Consider the following 17,436-nt stretch of genomic DNA (forward strand, 5'->3'; position numbering starts at 1 on the left):
CCTTCGCCGCGTGACTTGGATGAGAAGGAACCCGATGGCCCGGTCCCGTCCCTTCCTCATATTCTGTCCGGACACCGACGGCGTGGCTTCGCGCATCGTGGACGTCCTTTCCCTTCCCGAGGAGGCCCGCCATCGCCTCCATCGTGACGGCGATAGCCCGCGACCGGGGGCGTTGCAAGACGCGGTCGACGCCGCCGTCGGCGCCGGTGCCGATCGGGCAATCATCCTCTTGGGTCACGATGTGGCGTCGGATCTCGCGAACCGCCTGCGGGCTCGGGAGATCGCGCGCGTCGGCTATGTCGATCCCAGCGCCTGGATATCGGCCGGCGTCACCCTGTCCGAAACAGCCGTCGTTATGGAGCGCGCGAAGATCCAATCCCGCGTCTCCGTGGGCCCCGGTGTCATGATCGACGCCCTATGCGCCGTCGCCCACGGCGCCGACCTGGCGGCGGGGGCCTGGATCGGGCCGTCGGCGACGATCGGCCACGGCGCGTCGATCGCCGCCGGCGCGCGCGTGGAGACCGGTGCGACAGTGGCGCCGAACGCGTCGATCGGCGCCCACGCCACCATCGGCCGCGCCACGACCGCCACGGAGGCGGTGCTTCCCGGCACCCGACTGCAGGCGCCGCGCAGCCGTCCCTTGCCGGCGGACGCGGGCCGCATCAACACGAACCTGTCGATTTCACGCTATCGCCCGGTAACCGGCGATCGCACCCTGAGCGCCGACGAAGACCTGCGCCACAGACGGAAATATTTCGAGGAATGACGGACGCGACGGCGGCATCCGGATGCAGCCCCACACCCGCCGATACCGACAAGCCACCGCGCGGTGGTGCCAGGGAAGCCCTCCATCGGTCGCGGGCGCGCGACCCAATAGACGAACGCCGTTAGGAGCGCGCGGCTCTCTTCACCGCGGATATTTCGTTTGCCGCAGAGATAGCCTGTCGCGACGGTCGCGAAGACCGGCAGGCCAATGTTGAACAGCGATTCCGCAGAAATGGCTTCGTCTAAACGCGTTGAACCAAATACGCGCCGCCGAGCACCATCAGCAGGCCGAGAGCTTTAGTCAGGCTGATTTGCTCGACCGGCAGTCCGAACGCGCCGAAGTGGTCGGCGACGCTGGCCCCGATCAACTGACCGGCGATTACGCAGACGAACAGCAGCGCGATCCCGGTCACAGGGGCCACCATGATGCTGCCAACAACGAAGATCGCGCCGAAAACGGCGCCCAGGAAAGCCCACCATGGAAGCGCCTTGATTTGCGCGACACTTCCGCCGCGATCCCAGGTGAGCCAGACCGCCGCCATTAGAAGGAAGCTGATGCCGATCGATATCGTCGCGGCGAGGACGGGGCTTCCCAGCGTCTTGGACATCGATGCGTTCACTGGCGCCTGCAACGCCAAGCACATGCCGCAGAAAGCGGCGATCAACATTCCGATAGGCGTGCTCATTCATTCGTCTCCCATTGGCTGCCTTTGCATCATTGGAGCAATGCGTGTGGAGCAGCTTGTTAAAGCGGGCATCCGCCCGCTTAGCGCGGCAATTAACCTTCCTCGGTCATGCCCTTGGACATCGAGGACGCGTATTCCGCCTCGACCCGCGCATCGATCACCACGCACGCGCCGTCTTTGACTTTCTGAACACCGTCACGAACCGTTTCCGCGAGCTCTCCAACAGAGGTGACGGGACCTATTCCGGTCAGGCCCTGAGCTTCCGCCATCTGAGCGAAGTCCAGATCGGGTCCGGTTATCGCCTGACCGATCCATTTGTTCTCGACAGGCCGATTGCGCGCGATCGCGACTTTCTCCTGATGTATCTCGTCGTTATAGAACGAGCGGTTGTTGCAGACGATCACCAGTATCGGGACGCGGTATCGGGCGGCGGTCCATAGTGCGGAGACGCCCATCATCGTGTCGCCGTCTCCAAGCACGGCCACTGGAATGCGTTCCGACCCCTGAAGGGCGAGCGCCGCGCCGACGAGCATGCCCGGACCGGACCCGATTCCTGCGCCCCCGTCATAGCCGAGGTAATCCATCGGATGATTGAAGTGCCAAGAACTGGCGTCCCAACCAAGCGGTAGGCGCACCAACGTGACCAACTCGCCGGAGAGACCCGTCTTGAGTGCCGATACGAACCCACTCATGGAAATCGACACCGCGCTTGTATCGAGCGGCCCATCCGCCTCGATGGGCGCGGCCTTAACCTTTTCGTCGATGTCCAAGCTGAGTTCATCTGCAAGCGCTCTGACGCAAGCATCGGCGGTCGTCGCGATATGAATGTCGGCGCGAACCGGACCCGTATGGTCGAAGGACCACGCGTTCGCCAAGTGATGATCGATTGAGACGTTCACGACGCTGGCGTCGGTCTCGCACTGTCGAAGTGCCCCCGCGCCGTCCACCCAATCGAAGGCGACAATCAGATCTGCGTCCTTGAGAGCTTTCATCTGAGGGGCGGTGAGGAAGAAGGATGGGGGGCCGACATGAAGCGGGTGCTGCGTCGGGAAGACGGCGCCGGTCTTTATGTCCGTGACGACACGCGCCCCGAAGTGCTCGGCCAACGCGACCTGCGCATCCCAGCCTTCCGTCGAGCGCCCCATGCGGCCGTACATGAAGACGGGTCGCTCCGCGACCTTCAGGCGCTCTATCAGTTGCTGCGTTTGTCCAGTCGACGGCGTTGGCGCCTCGGGGGCCGGATAGAGCCGCGGGTCTGGCAGCTCCGGCATTCCGGCAAGTTGCTCTTCCTGAACGCTGACGTCGAAACAAACATATGTCGGCGCATGCGGGGCCGTCCTCGTCACGGACGCGGCGCGCGCCATGGACTCCAGGGAGGCCGTAATCGTGGCCGGTTGGTCGTCCCATTTGACGTATGGTCGAATAATCGAAGCTTGGTCACGGGAAGTATGAATCCAGTCGATCCAGGGCCGCCGCTTATTCGCCGCGACAGGGCCGGTGGCGCCCAGGATCACCATTGGAACCCGATCACACCACGCATTATAGATCGCCATGGCGCCGTGCATAAGCCCCACATTCGCATGCAGGATGACGCCCATCGGTTGGCCTGTAACCTTTGCCCATCCATGTGCGATGGACACCGCGTGCTCCTCGTGCAGGCACAGCAGCATTTTGGGCTTCTCATTGCCCAATTGGTTGACGAGGCTGTCGTGCAAGCCGCGGAAGCTGGAGCCAGGGTTTAGCGCCACATAGTCGACATCGAGCCGCCGAAGCATTTCGGCCATAGCGTCGCTGCCCCACACGCCATCGTCGGCGCTCGGGATTGGTTTTTCAGCGTGATCGTGTTTGCTTGGGTTTCCCAATGCCAGCGTCCTCCGCTATTGTGTGTCGGTACCTTCCAGACACCATTTGTTGTGGTGATCGCGCATAGACCGTGGGCAAGAAGGATGAACTCAGTCTATTCAAGCTCCATCGATACGACGACCAAGGGGCGACCTGAACCTCAGGCGCAAAAAGAGGTGAGCGACGTGTTATCGTACCAGGATGAACGTATCGCCCACCTCGTGAGACTGTGCGCACGCGGGTTCAATCGATCGCTCGCGCGCCGCTTGGCGCAGCACAAGATCACCTTCGGACAGTGGGTATTCCTCCGCATTCTTTGGAAGCGGGAGGGATTGACGTTAAGCCAGTTGAGCGAAGCGGCTAATCTTACTGCGCCGACGACCCATACCGCGCTGACCAAGATGGAGAAGCTCGACTTGATCCGGCGCCGCAAAGTCCAAAATGACGGCCGCCGCCAGTTCACCTTCATGACCGACAAGGGCCGCAAGCTCCAAAAAGAGTTGGAGCCGCTGGCGGTGGATGCCAACGAAGCGGCGCTCGCTGGAATCCCCGAAGAGCAGAGAGAAGTGCTTCGCACCAACCTCATTACCATCTTGGAGAACCTAGAGAAGGATGAGGCCGAAGCCGAAGCGCGAGGCCTGAAGGTGCCAGCCACTCGCTCCAACTTCGGCGATTCCTGATTCACAGGCTGTAGGCCTCGTACGTCGCCGGGTGGAATATCTCGTCGACGCTCAGCTTACGCTCGGACAGGCCCTGCCGATGGTGCAGATCCAGGAAGGTCTCCAAAACCTTCTCGTTCCCCGGCACGCCATAGGTCCAAATCTCCGGCCCGATTAGCCGCCGCGCCATCGTCAGAGTGTCCTCGACGAACGGCATCGTCACCTTCGTGGCCGAGGTGTCTTGCAGGGCTTCCTGCGCCATTGCCTTGGACTTGGTGAAAGCCTTCAGCAGCGCGCCAGGCAACCAAGGGTTTGCATCGGCGATTTCCCGCTTGATACCCAAGAGATGCATGATCGGGAAAATTCCGGTGCGCTCGTAGTGCTCAGAGGCTGCAGTCATGCCATCGGCGAATAGGCGTCCCACGTTCGGATACCCCTCGTCGAAGCACCGCAGCGACCGTGGCCCGATGAACCCGTCGATCTCGCCATCTCGAAGCATCTGGTCGAGAGTGGCACCTTCCGGCGCCGGTTCGATCGTCACATCATCCGGCACTTTCACCGGAATTTTCTCCGGACGGCCGGACGTGTGCATACCGCCCCGAACCCAGTTGATCTCGGACTGCTTAACGCCATAGCCTTGAAGGATGCCGCGTACCCAGACGTTCGCAGTCAGTTGCCATTCGGCGATACCGATGCGTCGTCCCTTAAGATCCTCGGGCGAATTGATGCCTTTGTCCGTGCGGATGTAGACGGACGAATGTCGGAAGGCTCGAGACAGGAAAACCGGAATAGCCACGTAGGGGCTCTCCCCCTTCGAGTGCTTCACGCAGTACGACGAAAACGAAATCTCACTGACGTCGAAGGCCTCATGCCGAAACGCGCGAAAGAACATCTCCTCGGGCGTGAGCAGCATGGTGACCGGGTCGACGCCGTCGATCTGAACCCGTCCGTCATGGATCGGCCGTGTGCGATCGTAGTCGCCCATGGCGATCGAAAGCTGAAGTTTTCCCATCTCATATTCCTCCCGAGTTTTATTATTACTGCCGAAGCATGACGTGCGTTTGGGTTCGCGCGCTCTCCAGGATCGCGTGACAGATTTCCAGGCTGACCGCACCCCACGCGCCCGTCTGCGGAGGATGCTTCTTGTTTCGGATCGAGTGGTAAAGCGCCTCAAGAACCTCCGCTCTCGGAGCCGGGTCCGCATTTATCTTGATCGTCTCGCGGTCGATGTCGCCCCAGATCTCGACGGCCTTCGCGGTGATCCGAAGGTCAGCGCGATCGCAGCTCACGATGACCGGTCCGAAGTGCTCCGGGTAAGGAGCCGCCGGAGGAGTCTCAACGGCGCCGAAGGTGCGCCTTGACTTCAGCGCGGCTTCCTCTTCAGGAGATGAAACCGTCGCCAGCGCACGCCTGGCCGCCCCATAGTTCTTGGGATCTTTCTCCGTACCCAACTCGCCGACATTGTCCTGGAGAACATCGCTGTCGTAGTGCGCGTACCCGGAGTAGACGAGATTGGCGAAGCGGCCGCCATCGAAGGTGATGAGGGCCGCATACGCGCCCTCGGTAGGTCGCTTCTCGTCCCAACCGCCGGTCGCCGCGGTGACTGAAATAGCTTTGCCACCCATGAGAAGGCGCACCACGTCGACTTGATGGACGGCTTGGCTGAAGACGACGCCGCCTCCTTGCTCGGTGACCAGTTCCTCAGGGCGACGGGGACGGTAGAGAAAATCCGTGTAGTTGAACGCATGCACCATGCGAACCCGACCGAACTTTCCTTCGTCGATCAGCCTACGCGCGGCGACGATCGGCTGGTCGAAGCTGTGGCTCGGCCCGGTGATCAGGGTGACGCCCGCCCGTTCGGTTGCCGCGACGATCGCGTCCGCATCCGCCATCGAAATCGCCAGCGGTTTCTCCACGAGGATGTGCTTGCCGCCTGCGGCCAGGATCTCCGCGTGCTCGCGATGCATTTGATGCGGCGTCGCGATGTAGACGGCTTCCACGTCAAGGTCTGACGCCAGATCTTCAATTGAGCTGTAGGCGTTGCCGCCGAATTGCTCCCGGAAGGCGGCGCGCGATTCCTCTCGCGGCGCGGAGCACGCGACCAACCTTGCATGACTGTCCGCCAGGATGCTCGGCAGGGTCAGCATGAAACCCCGCCCGAGCCCGGCGACTCCGAGCCGGATCGGGTCAGAGATCAATGGTAAGATCCCCGCTCTTGGCGCGCGAGACGCAGATCATGATGTGACCGGCTTTCTCTTCGTCCATGAGGACATGGTCGCGATGATCGACTTCGCCCTCGACCAGAACACACTTGCAGGTGCCGCAGGTGCCGCTCTCACAGGAGCTAACGGTTGCCACGCCAGCATCGCGCAGGGCCTCAAGGATCGAGCGATCTTCTGGCACCTTGATCGTTTGGCCGCTTGATTTCAGGGTCACGTTGAAGCTCACATCGTCGTCCCGGACGACGTCGACGGCGTTGAACTCCTCGAAGTGAACACGCCCTTCAGACCAATGCCCGGTCAGCGCCTTGATCTCTTCCATGAGACCGGCGGGGCCGCAGCAGTAAATATGTTCGGTCCCCGGCTTCTCCATCATGTCCCAGAAATCATAGGCCTCGTCGATGTCCCCGTTGTCGTGATGGACGACCGCATTCTTGAACGAGGAAACCTCGTCCAAATAGGCCGTCTCTTCGGCGGAGCGGGTGCAGTAGACGAGCTGGAAGGGTTTGCCCACTGAATTGAGGTGACGGGCCATGCCCAGGATCGGGGTAATGCCGATCCCGCCTGCGATCAGGATGTACTTGGGCGTGTCAACGAGCTCGAAGTCGTTTTCCGGAACCTCGACGTTGAGTGTGCTGCCTTCGCTCAGGTCATCATGCATCGAAACGGAGCCGCCACGCGAATGCGGCTCACGCTTGACCGCGATGACGTACTCCTCCGGGGCCGTTCCGTCATTCATCAGCGAGTATCGCCGCATGGCGCCGCCCGGCGTTTCGACCGTGATGTGAGCGCCCGGGGTGAAGGGAGGAAGCTCGTCGCCGGACGTCGGTTTCAGAGTGAATTCAACGATCTCCGGCGTGAGCTGCTTGCGCTCTGCCACCGTCATTTCAATGCGCGTGTTGAGCGTTTCCACGAGCTTCCCCTTGCGCCGTGTTGACAACTGAACTAGATGGGTGATCTATTAGACCTCTAAGCTTTCGTCAAGAGGCCCAAATCCTAGCGATAAAAAAGCTGCGGGAGAGAACGATGCTTTCCAGGGAAGAAAACGATCTTCTCACGCTCGTCGAAGATGATGCGCCCATGGCCAAGCTGATGCGCCAGCACTGGGTTCCGGTCTGCCTGTCGGAGGAAGTCACTGAGCCCGATGGTACGCCGCTTTTGGTCGAGGCTCTCGGCCGGCGCTATGTCTGCTTCCGTGACACCGAAGGTCGCCTGGGCCTCCTGAACGAGCTTTGCCCGCATCGGAAAGCGTCACTGGTGTTCGGGCGCAATGAAGATTGTGGTCTTCGTTGCCTGTACCATGGCTGGAAGTTCGACGTTGAGGGCAACTGCGTCGGCATGGCGTCCGAGCCGGAAGCCGAGAAGATGATGGGCAAGGTTAAGAACCAGTCCTATCCGGTGCGCGAATGCGGCGGCTTCGTTTGGGCCTGGCTGGATACTGAAAGCGAGGCTCCGGAGTTCCACCGCCCTGCCTTTTCTCCCGACGACGATACCCCCGTTTCGATTCTGAAGATGCGGATTCCGGCGAACTGGGCGCAGATCATGGAAGGCCAGATCGATAGCGCTCATTCCTCGTCGCTGCATTCGTCGGACATGGTTCCGGCCAAGGTTCCGGGCGCCGGGGCGGATGATAATTCCTGGTACCGCCCGTCCACCGACAAGTCGCCTCGAATGCAAACCGAACGGACGTCCTACGGCTTCCACTACGCCGCGATCCGTAAGCCGATCAAGCAGGCTGCGCGGCAGAATTATCTTCGGATTACGGAGTATATCGCGCCGTTTACCGCGCTGATCCCACCGAACAACAACTACAACGTCGCGACGGTCATCGTCCCGATCGATAACGAGACCAGCCATTTCCACTTCATTGCGTGGGGCGGCGAGAAGTGCCCCGCGACGGAGCAGTGGCGGAAATTCACCCATACCCAGAAAGGCATCGACGTCGATGACCGCTGGGTGCCGGTGCGTTGTCTGGAGAACAACTTCCTCCAGGACCGTCAGGCGATGAAGCTTGGCGACTTCACCGGCGTCGAGGGCATTCCCAATCAAGATCTGGTGATGTGGGTCTCGATGGGCGCCCGCGTCGATCGCTCCACCGATTTCCTCGGATCGTCCGATCTGGCGATCGTCGAGTTCCGCAAGCTGATGAGCGAAGCCGCTCAGAAGGTGGCGGACGGCGACCCCGCTATCGGGACGACCGAACCGCGTGTGCCGCACACCTCGATCTCTTCCAAGGAGGGTGTGTATCCGAAGGAAGTGGATTGGCGGACGCTTGACGACGAAAAGACCGCTGAAGCCGCCGAATAGACCGGTTCGACGGCCGCCCCTTGGGAGGGGCGGCCGTCGACGCCGCATAAGATTCCACTACGAATAAGAAGCGCCGAAAAGGCGCGCGCCCACTGGGCGATCGTTATGGGAGAGGGAGATGCCCGAGAGCGCCGAGCGCGCAGACGCTACACGTCTGCCAAACTTGAAAACCGAACAATTCGTCGCGGGTATTTGGCGCGAAGGCTCCGGGCCGGAGCGTCAGATCAAAGCGCCTTACGACGGCTCCCTACTCGCGACAATCAAGGATGCGGGCAGACAGGAACTGGGCGACGCGGTCAAGGCGGGGCGAGACGCTCACCGCGCTTGGTGGCGTGCAGGGCCGGGCGCTCGTGGAGCTACGCTTCGTCAGGCGGCTAACCGGCTTCGAGAAAACGCCGATGAACTGGCGCTCATCGACGCCCTTGATTGCGGCAACCCTCTAAAAGGCATGAAGTTCGATGTCGCGCTGGGCGCGACGCTTATCGACTATTTTGCCGGTGTGGCTGCGGAAGCGAAGGGGGAAACGATCCCCCAGCGCGACGGAAAAATCACATATGTCCGGCGCGACCCCGTAGGCGTCGTCGCACGCTTGGTCGCCTTCAATCATCCGCTCATGTTCGCCGCCGCGAAGATGGCCGCCCCCTTGGCCGCGGGTAATGCGGTCATTGTGAAGCCGTCCGACGAAACGCCTCTATCCGCTCTGCGGATGGCGGCTCTCATCGAAGATCTGTTCCCGAAAGGCTTGCTGTCGGTCCTGACCGGCGGCGCTGAACTGGGCGCTGCCATTTGCGGTCATGAAGGGATTTCGGCCGTTGGTTTGATCGGAAGCGTCAACACCGGCAAGGCCGTCCTGCGCGGAGGCGCCGATACGCTCAAGCGCACGCAGCTTGAGCTCGGCGGAAAGAACGCGCTCGTTATCTGCGAAGACGCGGATGTCGATGCAGCGATCGCTGGAGCTGTGAAGGGAATGAACCTTGGCTGGACCGCGGGCCAGTCGTGCGGGTCTACGAGCCGAATTCTCGTTCACGAAAGCCTCCACGACCGTGTCGTCGAGGGAATCGCGAAAGCGTTCTCCGATATCCAATTGGGCGACCCGACTGACGAGAACACCGAAATGGGCTGTCTCTCGACGAAGGCCCAGTACCAGAAGGTCACTAAGTACATTGAGCAGGCGCTTTCTGAAGGTGCCGTGCTCGCAGCCGGTGGGGACCCGCAAGGCGTCCCTTCGGATGGGTTTTTCGTGCGGCCGACGCTCTTCAGTGGCGTGAAGCCGTACATGAAGATTGCGCGTGAAGAAGTCTTTGGGCCGGTGCTCTCGGTCCTTTCCTGGCGCGATGAGAGCGAAATGCTCGACGTCGTCAATGGATTAGACGTGGGACTTACCGCGTCCGTTTGGACCGAAGACCTCAACACGGCAATGCGCCTGACGGATCTGATCCAGGCTGGGTATGTCTGGGTGAATGATTCGAGTGACCACTATCTCGGCGCACCGTTCGGCGGCGTGAAGAACTCCGGAATAGGCCGCGAAGAATGCCTAGAGGAGTTGCTCGCGTACACCGAGCAGAAAACGGTCACGATCGTTCCGAAACAACATGACCCCAATAAACAGTGAGGAAGGAAACCGTTTCATGAAACTCAAGGCAATCGCCCTTGCGGCTGCGGCCAGCATCGGCATCTCGGTTGGCGCAGCCAACGCCGAGCCCGTCAACCTGACGCTGTCCGGAGGTAACCCGGGCGGCCTGTGGTCTCTTCTAGGCGCGGGCATGGACCGGGCTGTGAAGGCTGCGGACTCGGACTCGGTCATTACGTACCAGGCCACCGGCGGCGGCTTCGCCAATATCGGTCTGCTTGGCGCCAACCGCACGGATCTCGGCATGGTTCACGATGCCGAGGTCAAGCTGGCGCTCAACGGAGAGGAGCCGTTCCAGACCCCGATCACGAACATGATGGCCATCGGCTACATGTATAACTGGGCCCCGATGCACTTCTTCCTGCGGCGCGACATCGCCGAGGAGTACAACATCGACAGCCTGGATGACATCGCGACCTCGGGCGCGCCGATCTCGATCGGCATCAACCGCTCGGGCAACATTACTGGCAACGTCGCGCTGTTCATGCTCGCCGAGGCGGGGCTCGACGAAGCGACGCTGACCGGTAACGACGGCAGTTTCGTTCGCGCGGGCGCTAACGAGCAGGGTGATCTGATGCAGGATCGTCGCATCGATATGGCGACAAACGGCATCTTCATCGGCCACTCGTCCTTCCGTGCGATCGATGAGAACGTCGATGTCGTCCTGCTGCAGATTCCGCAGAACGTCATCGAGGCGACGAACGAGGCGTTCGGCACCTCGGCCTACACCATCCCGGCAAACAGCTACTCCAAGCAGCCCGAGGCCGTGCAGACGATGGCTCTTGGCGCGATGGTCGTCACGACCGAAAGCATGGCTGACGAGACCGCCTACACGCTGGGCAAGGCGTTCGTCGAAAACATCAACGAAATCCGCAGCGTCCACAAGGCGATGCAGCAGCTGGATCCGGATCTGATGGTGAGCCAGACGGTTCTGCCGTTCCATCCGGGCGCTGAGCGCGCGTACAAGGAAGCAGGGTTGCTTAAATGAGGATTAACCTCCTAGCAACGGGTCGGCGGCGCACCTTTCGGGGTGCGCCGCAAACCCTCCTTAACGTGGTGGCCGCGGCCTTCGCATGTTGGGTCATTTACGCGAATATTTTCGTCATCTCTGACCCCCTGGTGCTCGGCATTCTTTTCGTCTCGAGCATCTACACGATCATGTTCATCGTGATCGGGCACTCTCCGAGGGCGTCCAACAAACCGACGATCGTGGATTGGGCTCTGTCCGGGCTCAGCCTGGCGGCTGGCGTTTACTTCTTCATTAACGCCCAGGCAATCTCAGACCGGATCACTCTTTTGGATCCGTTTACACCTCCGCAGTTCTTTTTCGGCACCTCGTTGTTGTTGCTCACTCTGGAAGCTACCCGACGGACGACCGGTCTCGGCCTGACGGGCGTTGTCGGCGCGTTTTTGCTTTATAATCAGTTCGGTTATCTCCTGCCCCCTCCGTTCGGGCACGGCATTTCCGACTTCAATTACCTGTTGGACATCCTTGTATTCACCACGGACGGCGTCTTCGGCGTGCCGATCCAAGTGGTCGCGAGCTATGTCTTCCTGTTCGTCCTCTTCGGAACCCTCCTGGCCAAGGCTGGAGGCGGCGACTTCTTTTTCAATCTCGCTGCCTCGCTAACCGGGAGAAGCCCAGGCGGACCTGCAAAGGTCGCCATCATTTCCTCGGGTCTGTACGGTACGATGTCCGGAAGCCCGACCTCCGACGTCGTCGCCACCGGCTCGATCACAATCCCCATCATGCAGCGCCTGGGATACACGAAGCGCTTTTCCGGCGCCGTCGAAGTCGCGGCCTCCACAGGCGGGAGCATGATGCCCCCCATCATGGGGTCCGCAGCGTTCATCCTGGCGGAGTATACAGGGACCCCATATCGAGACATCGTATTGGCGGCAGTGATACCGGCCCTTCTCTACTACCTGGGCGTCTTCCTTCAGGTACACCTCCGGTCCGTTCGCTACGACCTGCGGCCTTACGAGGATGAGGTTCAGCCTTTATCTCAAACCCTCAAGGAAGGGTGGCCGTATCTTATCCCGATCGCGCTGATCATCGGCGTTCTGGTCGCTGGCTTCTCGCCGGTCATCACCGCCGGCGTCGGCGCCTTGGCGGTCGTGGTTTCGAGCATGCTTACGGCCCGCACGAGGATGTCGCCGCGCGATATTCTCGAAGGCTTGGCGGAGACGACCCTTCGCATCCTGCCGGTCGCGGGCGCCTGCGCGGCTGCGGGCCTTGTCATTGGCGGCCTGTCGATGACCGGCTTGGGCATGAAGGCCGCGAACGTCATCCTGGAACTGTCCGGAGGCGCCGTCGTTCTGACCCTTATCATTGCTGCGGTGGTCACGATCATCCTGGGCCTCGGAATGCCGACGCCGTCGGCCTACATCCTCGCCGCGGTGCTCGTCGGTCCGGCTCTAGCCAAGCTTGGCTACCCGATCCTCGAGAGCCACATGTTCTTGCTGTACTACGCGATCCTGTCCGCACTCACGCCGCCAATCGCCGTGGCGGCACTGGCAGCGGCGGCAATAGCGGACGAAGACCCAATCGTCATCGCGCTCAGCGCCGTTCGATTGGCTGTTATCGGCTTCCTGATCCCGTTCGTGTTCATCTGGAATCCGGCCATCCTTGGCCAGGGCGACGCGTACGAAGTCGTCATGGCGATTCTCGGCAGCATATCAGCGGTCTGCGGTATCGCCGTTACCTTTGAGTGGGCAAAATTCCCAGGCGGAAGCGCCGTCGCATGGCCTATCAAGCTCGCCTTGGTGGCATGTGGAGTTATGGCGGTCACCCCGTTCACCGTCGTCGCGCTCATCGGAATGGCGGTCTCGGCGGTTCTCCTGATTGGCACGTACATGTACTCCAGACGCTTCGCGGAGGAGGCGAAGCGTCGCTCAACGAATGAGACGGTGGCATGAGTAAAGCGCCTAATTCGAACACACGCTTCAGCGCAGGGATGGACGTGCGCAGATCCGTTCTGGGAGATGCGCACGTCGATCGCGCCGAAGCGAAGAAGACCGAGTTTGATGAGCCCTTCCAAACACTCATCACCGAGGGGGCCTGGGGAACAGTTTGGGCGTCCGACGGGATAACACCTCGAGAGCGCTCGATGCTGACCCTCGCCTTGCTGGCCGCGCTTGGAAACTTCGATGAGATCCCGATGCACATTCGAGCAACCGCTAGGACCGGGGCGACGAAGAAAGATGTACAGGAAGCCTTCCAGCACGTTGCGATCTACGCTGGGGTTCCTCGGGCTAACCACGCTTTGAAGCTTGCCAAGGAAACCTATGCGGAAATGGAGAACGAACAGCAATGACCGCCGCACTGCCTAAAGGTGGGAGCGCCCCGCTGATCCCGCGCGACAGAACGGTTCACCCGGTTCCGTTCGACCCTGACTACAAGACCAGTGTGACCCGCTCGCCAAAGTACGCGCTCCTTGCGATGGAGAGCACGCCGACCGAGGAGACCGGACCCGTCTTCGGTCACGATCTGCTCGGTCCTCTAGACAGCAATCTGATCCTCAATTTCACCCGGGGGGAAAGCCCTGCCGTGGGCGAGCGCATCCTCGTTCACGGTCACGTCCTCGACGAGAACGCCCGGCCGGTTCGCAACACGCTTGTCGAAATTTGGCAAGCGAATGCGGGCGGCCGCTATCGACATATCAAGGATACCTATTTCGCGCCGCTTGATCCTAACTTCGGCGGCTGCGGACGGACGATCACGGACGAGGAGGGGCGGTACCAGTTCCTCACCATTCGGCCCGGCGCCTATCCCTGGCCGAACCGCGGGAACGACTGGCGGCCGATGCATATTCATTTCTCGGTCTTCGGGAGTGGGTTCGGTCAGCGCTTGATCACGCAAATGTACTTCGAGGGGGATCCCTTGATTCGCCATTGTCCGATCGTCGCGACTGTCAAGGATCGCTCGCATATCGACCGTCTTGTCGCCCCCTTGGACTTCAGCCATTCGAAGCCTCATGACTTCTTGGCCTACAAGTTCGACATCGTGCTGCGCGGTCGGCGTCAGACGTTCTTTGAGAATAAACCCGAGGGCATGTGAGATGGTCCAAAAACTCAATACGCTGCAAGAGTCTCCGTCTCAGACCGCGGGTCCGTTCGTTCATATCGGGACGGTCCCGACCTATGCCGGTCTCGAAGGGGTCTATGCCACCGAACTGGGACAGTCCACGGTCTCCGACGGCGCCAAAGGCCAGATCATCGAAATTTCCGGCCGCATTATCGACGGCGCCGGCGGTGTGATGCGGGACGCTCTCTTCGAGGTCTGGCAGGCGGACTCGCAGGGGCTCTATGCGGGTCAGGATGGTGCGGATCCGAACGTCACGGGCTGGGCGCGGGTGTGCGCCGACCCCGAAGACGGCAAATGGACGCTGAAGACCGTCAAGCCGGGGCGCGTCTCCATGCGGGACGGCCGGATCCAGGCTCCGCATATCGCGATCTGGATCGTTGCACGCGGGATTAACACCGGGCTGCAGACCCGTATTTACTTCAACGACGAGGACAACTCGGCCGACCCCGTCCTTGGTCGAATCGAGCACAAGCACCGCGTTGAAACCTTGTTGGCCCAGAAGCAGGCCGAGGGTCGCTACGAGTTCGATATTCGGCTCCAGGGCGAAGGCGAGACCGTCTTCTTCGACATGTAGGGCATGGCCCTACAGCCGTCGCTTCTTCTCCTCCTGAATGAGTTGGACAATCGCATGAACAAGAAAATTGCCAGCATCGCCGATGCTGTCGCGGACATCCCCGACGGCGCGACGATCATGATTGGGGGCTTTGGCGGCTCGGGTAACCCTATCGAGTTGATACACGCGATGATCGATCGCTTCCGCGAGACGGGCAGTCCGAAGGATCTTACCCTCATCAATAACAACGCGGGTAACGGTCGCATCGGTATCGCGGCGATGATCGACATCGGGATGGCGCGGAAAATCATCTGCTCCTTCCCGCGCTCATCGGATCCGCGCGCCTTCACGGAAAAGTATCAGGCGGGAGAGATCGAACTTGAACTCGTCCCGCAAGGCACGTTGGCGGAGCGAATTCGAGCCGGCGGCGCGGGCATTCCGGCTTTCTACACGCCGACATCCTACGGCACCGAGCTGGCCGAGGGTAAGCCGACGGCTACCTTCGACGGTAAAAACTATGTCCAGGAGCGGTGGCTGAAAGCCGACTTCGCCCTCATCAAGGCCGAAGTTGGCGACAGCTACGGCAATCTGACGTACCGCCTCGCCGCCCGTAACTTTAGCCCGTTGATGTGCATGGCGGCCGACCGGACGATCGTTCAGGTCAGCTCCTTCGTCGAGCCGGGTGGGATTGATCCCGAGACGGTGGTGACGCCCGGTATCTTTGTCGACGCCCTGGTCGAAGTGCAAAAGCCTCAGCAGGAAGAGGTCCTTATCCGAGCTGGAGAGAGCTACGTATGACTGATGGATTGAATAACGCGCAGATCGCCTGGCGCGCAGCGCAAGACATCGAAGATGGCGCATACGTCAATCTCGGTATCGGATTTCCGGAGATGGTCGCTTCCTATGAAGTGGAGGGGCGTCACGTCACCTACCACACGGAGAACGGCGTTCTCGGCTTCGGACCGGCGCCCGAACCTGGGGAGGAGGACTGGGATATGATCAACGCCGGGAAAAAAGCGATCACGCTGAAGCCGGGCGCCAGCTTCTTCCATCATGCGGACAGCTTCGCGATGGTTCGTGGCGGTCACCTGGATGTCGCAATTCTCGGCGCCTATCAGGTGGCGCAGAATGGCGATCTCGCCAACTGGCGCGCTGGCTCGAGGGCCGTACCGGCGGTGGGCGGCGCGATGGACCTCGTTCATGGCGCGAAGCGCCTCGCCGTAATCACGACGCATTGCACGAAGGATGGAAAGCCGAAGCTGGTCGAGGAATGCACCTTCCCGCTCACCGGGCTGGGGTGTGTGACGCGCGTCTACACCAGCCACGCCCTCGTCGATATCGAGGATGGCCGCTTCCTGCTCCGGGAGAAGCTACCCGACATATCCCTCGATGACCTTCAGGCGATGACCGGCGCGAAGTTGCATATCGACGGTGATGTCGCTGGCCTGAACGCCCCGGTGCTCGACCATGCTTGACGTCTACATTTGCGACTACGTGCGCACGCCCTTCGGCCGTTACGGCGGCGCGCTTTCTCCTGTGCGGGCCGACGATCTCGGTGCGGTCCCGATCCGGGTTCTGCTGGAACGTAATGGCTCGCTCGACCCTGAGCGTATCGACGAGGTACTCTTCGGATGCGCCAATCAGGCGGGTGAGGACAATCGCAACGTCGCTCGGATGTCCTCGCTTCTCGCCGGTCTTCCCGACTCTGTCCCAGGCGCCACGATCAATCGACTTTGCGGTTCCGGAATGGACGCCGTTGGCTCCGCCGCTCGAATGATTGCGACCGGTCAAGGCGACCTGGCGATCGCCGGTGGAGTGGAGTCGATGAGCCGCGCGCCGTTCGTCATGCCGAAAGCGGATACGCCGTTCTCACGGAAAGCGTCCATCGAGGACACGACCATCGGTTGGCGCTTCGTGAACCCGCTGATGAAGGCGCAATGCGGTACGGACAGTATGCCGGAGACGGCGGAGAATGTCGCCGAGGATTTCAATATCTCCCGTGAGGATCAGGACCTATTCGCGGCAACCTCGCAGGAGCGCGCGGAGAAGGCGAAGGAATGGCGGAGCGGTGAAATCACTTCGGTCACGATTCCCAAACGTCGCGGCGACCCTATCGTCGTTTCCGGAGATGAGCATCCGCGCCCTGGGACGACCGTCGAAGCGCTCGCCAAGTTGCCGGCCCCTTTCCGGGAGAACGGATCCGTCACCGCGGGTAACGCCTCTGGCGTGAACGATGGCGCCGCGGCGCTTCTGCTCGCCAGACCGAGTGCAGTCGAGGAGCAAAATCTGAAGCCGATGGCGAAGCTGGTCGGCATGGCGACCGCTGGTGTGCCGCCTCGGATCATGGGCTTCGGCCCAGCTCCCGCTAGTCGGAAGCTTATGGAACGGTTGGGGTTGACCATCGGAAGCTTTGATATCATCGAACTCAATGAAGCGTTCGCCGCCCAGGCCTTGGCGGTGACCCGCGACCTGGGCCTTCCGGACTTCAGCGACGTCGTGAATCCGAACGGCGGCGCCATCGCTCTCGGGCATCCGCTCGGCGCCTCCGGTGCGCGGCTCGTGGGAACCGCCGCGCGCATGCTTTCCGAAGGCAAGGGAAAGCGGGCCCTTTGCACGATGTGCATCGGCGTTGGCCAGGGAATCTCAGTCGCGCTTGAGGCCTGTTGAGGAGCCGGCGGCACCTCAACC

Annotated in this window: 17 protein-coding genes; 12 read left to right on the plus strand and 5 right to left on the minus strand. The window is 61.3% G+C overall.

The annotated features are described in order from the left end of the window. Nucleotides 1-34 precede the first annotated feature (34 nt). On the plus strand, nt 35-766 hold the full coding sequence (locus tag KAJ83_RS10515; RefSeq protein WP_210682023.1) for an LbetaH domain-containing protein: 732 nt from the start codon (nt 35-37) through the stop codon (nt 764-766). A gap of 241 nt (nt 767-1,007) precedes the next feature. Here the strand turns inward: KAJ83_RS10515 and KAJ83_RS10520 are convergent, their stop codons facing one another. Beyond that, nucleotides 1,008-1,451 carry a DMT family transporter gene (locus KAJ83_RS10520; RefSeq protein WP_210682024.1) on the minus strand — a complete coding sequence of 148 codons (444 nt, stop codon included), beginning with the start codon at nt 1,449-1,451 and terminating at the stop codon, nt 1,008-1,010. A gap of 92 nt (nt 1,452-1,543) precedes the next feature. Beyond that, nucleotides 1,544-3,235: a thiamine pyrophosphate-binding protein gene (locus tag KAJ83_RS10525; protein WP_210682025.1), complete on the minus strand. Its 1,692-nt coding sequence runs from the start codon at nt 3,233-3,235 to the stop codon at nt 1,544-1,546. A 162-nt stretch (nt 3,236-3,397) separates the two neighbouring features. On the opposite strand from KAJ83_RS10525, the gene KAJ83_RS10530 reads away from it, so the two are divergent. Beyond that, nucleotides 3,398-3,973 (plus strand): MarR family winged helix-turn-helix transcriptional regulator, encoded by a 576-nt coding sequence (locus tag KAJ83_RS10530; RefSeq protein ID WP_210682026.1) that lies wholly within the window; start codon nt 3,398-3,400, stop codon nt 3,971-3,973. A gap of 1 nt (nt 3,974) precedes the next feature. Here the strand turns inward: KAJ83_RS10530 and KAJ83_RS10535 are convergent, their stop codons facing one another. Genes KAJ83_RS10535 through KAJ83_RS10545 form a run of 3 tightly spaced genes read right to left on the minus strand, consistent with a single transcriptional unit; the run spans nt 3,975 to nt 7,084 of the window. After that, nucleotides 3,975-4,964 carry an ABC transporter substrate-binding protein gene (locus tag KAJ83_RS10535; protein ID WP_210682027.1) on the minus strand — a complete coding sequence of 330 codons (990 nt, stop codon included), beginning with the start codon at nt 4,962-4,964 and terminating at the stop codon, nt 3,975-3,977. A 25-nt stretch (nt 4,965-4,989) separates the two neighbouring features. After that, nucleotides 4,990-6,150 carry a Gfo/Idh/MocA family protein gene (locus KAJ83_RS10540; RefSeq protein WP_281413125.1) on the minus strand — a complete coding sequence of 387 codons (1,161 nt, stop codon included), beginning with the start codon at nt 6,148-6,150 and terminating at the stop codon, nt 4,990-4,992. Beyond that, nucleotides 6,140-7,084, minus strand: coding sequence for a PDR/VanB family oxidoreductase (locus KAJ83_RS10545; protein ID WP_343221984.1), 945 nt, complete (start codon nt 7,082-7,084; stop codon nt 6,140-6,142). Before KAJ83_RS10545 ends, KAJ83_RS10540 begins: the two co-directional genes overlap by 11 nt. A 113-nt stretch (nt 7,085-7,197) precedes the next feature. Between KAJ83_RS10545 and KAJ83_RS10550 the strand changes: the two genes are divergently transcribed. From KAJ83_RS10550 to pcaF, 10 genes are all read left to right on the plus strand, one after another. Next, nucleotides 7,198-8,478 carry a Rieske 2Fe-2S domain-containing protein gene (locus tag KAJ83_RS10550; RefSeq protein WP_210682029.1) on the plus strand — a complete coding sequence of 427 codons (1,281 nt, stop codon included), beginning with the start codon at nt 7,198-7,200 and terminating at the stop codon, nt 8,476-8,478. A 118-nt stretch (nt 8,479-8,596) separates the two neighbouring features. Next, entirely contained in the window at nt 8,597-10,090 is a 1,494-nt protein-coding gene (locus KAJ83_RS10555; RefSeq protein WP_210682030.1) for an aldehyde dehydrogenase family protein, read from the plus strand. A 16-nt stretch (nt 10,091-10,106) separates the two neighbouring features. Next, nucleotides 10,107-11,096: a TAXI family TRAP transporter solute-binding subunit gene (locus KAJ83_RS10560; RefSeq protein ID WP_210682031.1), complete on the plus strand. Its 990-nt coding sequence runs from the start codon at nt 10,107-10,109 to the stop codon at nt 11,094-11,096. Then, nucleotides 11,093-13,027, plus strand: coding sequence for a TRAP transporter permease (locus KAJ83_RS10565; RefSeq protein ID WP_210682032.1), 1,935 nt, complete (start codon nt 11,093-11,095; stop codon nt 13,025-13,027). Before KAJ83_RS10560 ends, KAJ83_RS10565 begins: the two co-directional genes overlap by 4 nt. Next, complete coding sequence (gene pcaC / locus KAJ83_RS10570) at nt 13,024-13,425, plus strand: 4-carboxymuconolactone decarboxylase (protein WP_210682033.1); 402 nt, start codon at nt 13,024-13,026, stop codon at nt 13,423-13,425. The genes KAJ83_RS10565 and pcaC overlap by 4 nt, the downstream gene beginning before the upstream one ends. Next, complete coding sequence (pcaH, locus tag KAJ83_RS10575) at nt 13,422-14,168, plus strand: protocatechuate 3,4-dioxygenase subunit beta (protein ID WP_210682034.1); 747 nt, start codon at nt 13,422-13,424, stop codon at nt 14,166-14,168. The genes pcaC and pcaH overlap by 4 nt, the downstream gene beginning before the upstream one ends. A 1-nt stretch (nt 14,169) precedes the next feature. After that, nucleotides 14,170-14,769, plus strand: a complete 600-nt coding sequence (pcaG, locus tag KAJ83_RS10580; protein ID WP_210682035.1) for a protocatechuate 3,4-dioxygenase subunit alpha — start codon at nt 14,170-14,172, stop codon at nt 14,767-14,769. A 54-nt stretch (nt 14,770-14,823) separates the two neighbouring features. Then, complete coding sequence (locus KAJ83_RS10585) at nt 14,824-15,546, plus strand: 3-oxoacid CoA-transferase subunit A (RefSeq protein ID WP_210682036.1); 723 nt, start codon at nt 14,824-14,826, stop codon at nt 15,544-15,546. Next, nucleotides 15,543-16,223, plus strand: a complete 681-nt coding sequence (locus KAJ83_RS10590) for a 3-oxoacid CoA-transferase subunit B (protein ID WP_210682037.1) — start codon at nt 15,543-15,545, stop codon at nt 16,221-16,223. Before KAJ83_RS10585 ends, KAJ83_RS10590 begins: the two co-directional genes overlap by 4 nt. Beyond that, nucleotides 16,216-17,415 (plus strand): 3-oxoadipyl-CoA thiolase, encoded by a 1,200-nt coding sequence (pcaF, locus tag KAJ83_RS10595; protein ID WP_210682038.1) that lies wholly within the window; start codon nt 16,216-16,218, stop codon nt 17,413-17,415. Before KAJ83_RS10590 ends, pcaF begins: the two co-directional genes overlap by 8 nt. Nucleotides 17,416-17,436: the final 21 nt, after the last annotated feature.

This window comes from Marivibrio halodurans, from assembly GCF_017963645.1.
Taxonomy (GTDB): domain Bacteria; phylum Pseudomonadota; class Alphaproteobacteria; order UBA8366; family Aestuariispiraceae; genus Marivibrio; species Marivibrio halodurans.